8 protein-coding genes are annotated in these 6037 nt (G+C 66.4%); 6 read left to right on the top strand and 2 right to left on the bottom strand.

Annotated elements, in window-relative coordinates:
- Positions 1 to 74: 74 nt before the first annotated feature.
- The 6 genes from NP4_RS34795 to NP4_RS34820 all read left to right on the top strand — a co-directional run bounded on the left by NP4_RS34795 (position 75) and on the right by NP4_RS34820 (position 4171).
- Complete coding sequence (locus tag NP4_RS34795; protein WP_068007038.1) at positions 75 to 872, top strand: LmeA family phospholipid-binding protein; 798 nt, start codon at positions 75 to 77, stop codon at positions 870 to 872.
- Complete coding sequence (locus NP4_RS34800; protein WP_068007040.1) at positions 869 to 1321, top strand: thioredoxin family protein; 453 nt, start codon at positions 869 to 871, stop codon at positions 1319 to 1321. The genes NP4_RS34795 and NP4_RS34800 overlap by 4 nt, the downstream gene beginning before the upstream one ends.
- 271 nt (positions 1322 to 1592) lie before the next feature.
- Entirely contained in the window at positions 1593 to 2102 is a 510-nt protein-coding gene (locus tag NP4_RS34805; RefSeq protein WP_068007044.1) for a DUF4395 domain-containing protein, read from the top strand.
- Between the two features lie 30 nt (positions 2103 to 2132).
- A complete protein-coding gene (locus tag NP4_RS34810; protein ID WP_062514661.1) occupies positions 2133 to 2966 on the top strand; it encodes a sulfurtransferase in 834 nt (277 codons plus the stop codon).
- A 5-nt stretch (positions 2967 to 2971) separates the two neighbouring features.
- Positions 2972 to 3277, top strand: a complete 306-nt coding sequence (locus NP4_RS34815; protein WP_062514664.1) for a DUF1416 domain-containing protein — start codon at positions 2972 to 2974, stop codon at positions 3275 to 3277.
- A gap of 171 nt (positions 3278 to 3448) precedes the next feature.
- Positions 3449 to 4171, top strand: a complete 723-nt coding sequence (locus tag NP4_RS34820; RefSeq protein WP_068007048.1) for a heme-binding beta-barrel domain-containing protein — start codon at positions 3449 to 3451, stop codon at positions 4169 to 4171.
- On the opposite strand, the gene NP4_RS34825 is transcribed toward NP4_RS34820, so the two are convergent.
- Positions 4159 to 4746, bottom strand: a complete 588-nt coding sequence (locus NP4_RS34825; RefSeq protein WP_068007050.1) for a Uma2 family endonuclease — start codon at positions 4744 to 4746, stop codon at positions 4159 to 4161. The two genes, NP4_RS34820 and NP4_RS34825, sit on opposite strands and share 13 nt — an antisense overlap.
- A 378-nt stretch (positions 4747 to 5124) precedes the next feature.
- The coding region (locus NP4_RS34830) for an ATP-binding cassette domain-containing protein (protein ID WP_156524965.1) at positions 5125 to 6037 on the bottom strand (913 nt) is incomplete at its 5' end.

Consider the following 6037-nt stretch of genomic DNA (forward strand, 5'->3'; position numbering starts at 1 on the left):
CTTTCCCCGCATCCGGAGCGCAGCGGAGGATGCGGGGTCGAGCCCGGCTATGTACCAACAGATATCGTGCGTACATGCGGAAGGTGATTGTCGGGGTGCTGCTGGTCGTGGCGCTGGCGGTGGTGGCCGACTTCACTGCGGCGGCCTATACGGAATATCGGGTGTCGCGGGCGCTGCGGGCGGGTGGGGATCTCAGTGCGGATCCCGAGGTCACCATTCACGGGTTTCCGTTCGTCGTGCAGGCGTGGCGGGGTGACTACCGCAATGTGGAGATCCGGGCGCGGGCCAATCATCCGGAGATCCCCGGGGAGATCCTGGTCGAGGCGACCCTCAATGGCGTGCACATTCCGATCGACGATCTGATGGACGGGAAGATGCGCGCGGTGCCGGTGGACCGCGTGGCCGGGCGGATGCGCATCGACTCGCTGGAACTCGGTCGCCTGCTGAACATTCCGAACCTGTCGCTGACCGGTCCGCCCGCCGACAAGTCCGACGGCACCGGCGGATCCGGCGGCACCGGCATGACCACCCAGGGCAATACCTACCTGCTCAGCGGAACCATCCAGCTCGGCCCGGAGACGCGCAGCACGACCCGGGTCAGCGTCAAGGTCAATCTGCTGCTCGACGGCGACCAGGTGCGCGTGGTGGCCACCGATATCTATCGTGGAGACGAGGGCGACACCACCACCGCGGTGTGGAGCCCGGATCTGGACAAGGCCGCGGTACTGGCTCGCTTCACACGCACCATCGATACGCGGGATCTGCCCTTCGGCGTACATCCCACCAAGGTCCAGGCGCTCGGCGGGGACATCATCGTCGAGGGCGAGGGCGAGAACATGACGATCGAGATGAACAGGTTTGCCCGAACATGATGCAGATCACAATCCTGATAGTGGTACTGCTCGCCGGTCTGGCCGCGGGCGTGGCTGTTCGCCTGCGCGAGGGCCGGATTCGGACCTCGTCGGTCGACGCCATGACCGGCGACGACACCCGCATCGAAATGCTGGCCGCCGTCGGCGTACAGGGTGAGGTCCCCGCGGTCGTGCATTTTTCCGCCGACTGGTGCGGCCCATGCGCCGCGGTGCGCCGGGTGGTGGCCGGCGTGGTCGCCGATCTGGCCGAAACCCCGCAGCCCCCACTGGATATCGAGGTCGACATCGATGCCGAACCGGCGTTGGCCAAGGAGCTGAACGTGCTCTCGCTGCCGACCACCTTCGTCTTCGACGCCCGCGGCCGCGAACGATTCCGTATCTCCGGCGTGCCGAAGCCGGGCGATCTGCGCAGTGCGCTCAGCCCGCTGACCGTGCCCGAAGCCGCCTGAATCCCAAGATTCGGACCCGGGGTCCAATTCCCGCGCCGAAACGGGTAAACTGCTCTACGTGCAAACCCGCCGAGAGCTGATGCTCACCCGACGCCGCACAGTCGATCTGTGCCGCCTCGGCGGTTGTTGCTGCCTGTGCATCTAGCCGGTCGGCCTTTCGCACCCTTCTGACGCCGACCGGTTTTTCCACCGACTGTGTGATCTCGTAGATCCCCGGTGATCTGCTCAATCCTTTGACAGCCGAAGCCTGATCGCAGCGCAGGAGTTTCCGATGCCGGAGCACACCTCTATCCCCGATACCCAAGCAACCCAACGCATTCCGGAAGGCCACGTGGATGTCCGCGGCCCCCGGTTCGCGGCCTGGATCACGACCGCCGTACTCGTGCTGGTCCTGATCGCCGCCGCCCTCTCGACCACGGCCGCCGCCGTACTCATCGGCCTGCAGACCATCGTGTTCGCGCTCGGCGCGCTCAACGGTCCGCGCCGCAGCCCGTACGGCTGGCTGTACGCGACCTTCGTCGCCCCGCGTCTGGGCCCGCCCGCGGAGACCGAACCCGCGGCGCCCGTACGGTTCGCACAGCTGGTCGGCTTCGTCTTCGCCGCGATCAGCTTCCTCGGTTTCGCGTTCGGCAGTGGGGTGGTCGGAACCATCTTCGCCGCCTTCGCACTGTTCGCGGCGTTCCTCAATGCCGCGTTCGGCATCTGCCTGGGCTGCAAGATCTATCCCCTTGCCCAGCGGCTGCTCCCGAAGTCGGGCGCTCCCACCAACTCCCCCACCTAGCCCGGCAAGTCACATCTCGAAAGGATCAACATGGCTCGCTCCGACGTCCTGGTCTCCGCAGACTGGGTCGAAGAGAACCTCAATACCCCCGGCGTCGTGATCGTCGAGGTCGACGAGGACACCTCCGCCTACGACACGGGCCACATCGAGGGCGCCGTCAAACTCGACTGGAAGCAGGACCTGCAGGATTCGGTGCGGCGTGACTTCGTCAACCGCGAGCAGTTCTCGGATCTGCTCTCGGCGCGCGGCATTTCCAACGACGACACCGTGGTCCTCTACGGCGGCAACAACAACTGGTTCGCGGCGTACGCGTACTGGTACTTCAAGCTGTACGGCCACCAGAACGTCAAACTGCTCGACGGCGGCCGCAAGAAGTGGGAGCTCGACGGCCGCCCGCTGTCGAAGGATGCGGTGAACCGCGAGGCCACCACCTACAAGGCCGGCGATCAGGATCTGACCATCCGGGCGTTCCGCGACGAGGTCATCGACGCCATCGGCACCAAGAACCTGGTCGATGTGCGCTCGCCCGACGAGTTCTCGGGCAAGATCCTGGCCCCCGCCCACCTGCCGCAGGAGCAGAGTCAGCGTCCCGGCCACATCCCCAGCGCGATCAACGTGCCGTGGAGCAAGGCCGCGAACGAGGACGGCACCTTCAAGTCCGACGCGGACCTCGCCGAGCTCTACAAGGAGGCCGGCCTGGACGGTGAGAAGGAGACCATCGCCTACTGCCGTATCGGCGAGCGCTCCTCGCACACCTGGTTCGTGCTGCGCGAGCTGCTGGGCCACCAGAACGTCAAGAACTACGACGGGAGCTGGACCGAATACGGCTCCCTCGTCGGTGCACCGATCGAGTTGGGAGCGTAATCGTCATGTGTGCAGCACCTACCCAGGGTCAGACCCTGCCCGCCAATGTGGACACCGAGAAGGAGACCGTGCTCACCGGGCGCGTGCTCGACGGTTCGGGCAACCCGGTCGGCGGCGCGTTCGTGCGACTGCTGGACTCGAGCGACGAGTTCACCGCCGAGGTGGTCGCCTCCGGCACCGGTGATTTCCGCTTCTTCGCCGCCCCGGGCGACTGGACCATCCGCGCACTGTCGTCGGCCGGTAACGGCACGGCGCAGGTGAAGCCGGAGGGTGCGGGCATCCACGCCATCGACGTCACGGTGGCCAAGTAAGCAACACCACAGCGAAACGACCCCGGGATTTCCCGGGGTCGTTTCTGGTTGACGGGCACCGAAAGTTAGACTTCGATACGTGGTCCTTGCCTTCGAGATTCTGCTGGTTCTCGTCTCCGTGCTGATCGCCTGGTTCGGTCTGTACGTCCTCTACCGGCTGTTCACCGAGTCGTGACAGACGCGAGCGACGAGAACGTAGACAACGCTGCGGCGAACGGAACGGCTCATCAGTCGAGCGCTCGCCGCGAGAACGGTACCGGTGGCGATGCCCCGCGCCGCAGTGGCGACCAGGCGGTCGCCGAGGCGTCCGAGCGCGCGAAATCCACTGGTATCCGCAATATTCCACAGCTCCCGGATCTGCCGCTGCCCGAGGATACGGCCAACCTGCGCCAGGGCCCGGATCTGAGCTCCTCCATGCTCGCGCTGCTGCCGCTGGTCGGTGTGTGGCGCGGGGAGGGCGAGGGCAACGACGCCGAGCGCGGCGACTACCACTTCGGCCAGCAGATCATCGTCTCGCACGACGGCGGCGACTATCTGTCCTGGCAATCGCGGTCCTGGGTGATCAATCCCGACGGCGGCTACGGCGGTCCGGATCTGCGCGAGACCGGTTTCTGGCGGGTCGGCATCGACGGCGACGACGAGGTGATCGAACTGTTGCTCGCGCACAGCTCGGGCATCGTCGAATTGTTCTACGGCCAGGCCCTGACCCAATCCTCGTGGGAGCTGGCCACCGATGTGGTGATCCGCAGCCAGTCCGGCGCGGTCGTGGGCGGCGCCAAACGCCTCTACGGCATCATCGAGGGCGGCGATCTCGGCTATGTCGAGGAGCGCGTGGAGGCCGACGGCGCACTGAAGCCGCGGCTGTCGGCCCGATTACAGCGCTACATCGGCTGACGCACCGAAATTCCGTCGAGTTCGATATCCACCTCGAACGGATCGGTCAGATACAGCCGATCGTGGAAAATCCCGGTCCCCGTATAGCGATTCGCGTTCGGGTCCAACTGGAATGTGTGCACGACCGCATCCTTGCCGTTCGGCTCGATGCGCCAGTAGTGCGGAATGCGAGCCTTGGCGTATTTGGCCGGTTTGGTGTCGCGGTCGCGTTCCTCGGAATCGGGTGAGACCGCCTCGACGACGATGAGGACATCCTCGGCGTGGTAGTAGGACGTCGGCTCGTCGCGCTCGTAGGCCTCCTCGGTCACGACCACCACATCCGGCACCGGCATCTGCCGATCGCCGAGCCGCACCGCCATCTCCCAATCGGCCCGAAACTCCTCGGGCGCCTGCCGATCCAGCTCCTCCTCGAGCAACATCACCGCCCGGCTGTGCCACTTGGTCTGCGGCGCAACGAATATCAGGCTGCCATCGATCAATTCGGTCCGTTTGGGCAAACCGGTCAGTCGCAGGAAGTGCTCTACTGTGAACCCTCCCATGGGCGGAATCAACCACTGCGGCACAGCCAGAGTCATGCCCCCCACCGTAACGTCACCACCCGGCAAACCAGAAGCACTTCGAGAACGCAGCCCCTGATTTCGTAAGAACATGGGTAACTCGCCGGGAACGCCCAAAACCGGAACGACCCCCGAGCCTTGAACCGCGGAGACCAAGTTCTCACGCTGTTCCCCGATCGGACTCATCGGGGGCTCGGGGGTCGGGTGGCTGCCTGGGATTGGCTCGGCGCTCGCGCGGGACGAGAATCCGTCAGCAGCGGTGGCGCTTAACCGGCAGCCACCTCACGCGTCCTCGAAGAAATCATTTCTCGAACCACCTCCTTTCCCGTGTACCGACAAATTTAGTCGGCTGCCCGACTATCGGCAACGGAATTTCTCGGCCAGCGAAAAGGCAGGTCAGGCCATGTTTTCCGGGACCGCGGAGCGGATGGTCACCCGGCCCGCGGCATCGACGTCCACGACGGTGTCCGCGCGGTGGTCGGCGGGCAGCTGATGGGTGACGACCACGACCGCGCGGTCCGGAGCAATCAGTCCGCTGTCCACATCCAGCAGATCGCGCAGGAGATCCGCACCGGCCGCGGCCTCGAGATGTTCGGTGGGTTCGTCCAGCAGCAGCACCCGCGCCGGGGATATCAGCGCGCGGGCCAGCAGGATGCGACGGCGCTGACCGCCGGAGACCGCGGCCGCGCCGCCCACCAGATCTGTGTGCACGCCGTCGGGGACGGTGTCGAGCCAGTCGCCCAGACCGACTGTGCGCAGGGCCTTCTCGGCTTCCTCGGCGGTCAGATCCGGTCGAGCCACTCGTAGATTCTCCAGCACGGTGGTGCCGAACAGATGGGCATCCTCGGCGAAGAACGTGACGCCCGGGCGCGGGGTGTCGAACAGTCCGGCCCAGGCCATGAGCAGGGTGGTCTTACCCGCGCCGCTCGGGCCGACCACCGCGATGCGCCGCCCGGCGGGCAGATCGGGCAGATCGCGACGGTGATGCCGGGCGGCCGCACCCGCATCCCGGCGCAGCCCCTCGATGCGATGCAGCGCCGCACGGCCTTTCGTCAGCGCCTGGGCCGCGGCCGGAAGCACCGCGACGGCCTCGAACGCCGACAGCGGCAACAGCACCAGAACCGACAGCGCCATCGGGGTGACACCGCCCGGCGCGGCGGGCTGCAACGCGGTGACCGCTGCCCCGGAACCGCTGCCGTACAACACGATTCCGATGAGCAGCGCGCCCAGAACACTGACACCGATCGACAGCGGTGTCGCCGCGGCCGCCCAGGCGCTGCGCGAGGCCGCCCGGTCCTCCGCGGCCACC

Origin of the sequence: Nocardia pseudobrasiliensis NBRC 108224 (genome assembly GCF_001613105.1) — a bacterium.
Classification (GTDB): domain Bacteria; phylum Actinomycetota; class Actinomycetes; order Mycobacteriales; family Mycobacteriaceae; genus Nocardia; species Nocardia pseudobrasiliensis.

What these genes read in the sequence shown, in the direction of transcription:
- NP4_RS34795 (WP_068007038.1), top strand. Translation starts at nt 75, where the DNA reads ATGCGGAAGGTGATTGTCGGGGTGCTGCTGGTCGTGGCGCTGGCGGTG.
- NP4_RS34810 (WP_062514661.1), top strand. Translation starts at nt 2,133, where the DNA reads ATGGCTCGCTCCGACGTCCTGGTCTCCGCAGACTGGGTCGAAGAGAAC.
- NP4_RS34800 (WP_068007040.1), top strand. Translation starts at nt 869, where the DNA reads ATGATGCAGATCACAATCCTGATAGTGGTACTGCTCGCCGGTCTGGCC.
- NP4_RS34805 (WP_068007044.1), top strand. Translation starts at nt 1,593, where the DNA reads ATGCCGGAGCACACCTCTATCCCCGATACCCAAGCAACCCAACGCATT.
- NP4_RS34815 (WP_062514664.1), top strand. Translation starts at nt 2,972, where the DNA reads ATGTGTGCAGCACCTACCCAGGGTCAGACCCTGCCCGCCAATGTGGAC.
- NP4_RS34825 (WP_068007050.1), bottom strand. Translation starts at nt 4,746, where the DNA reads ATGACTCTGGCTGTGCCGCAGTGGTTGATTCCGCCCATGGGAGGGTTC.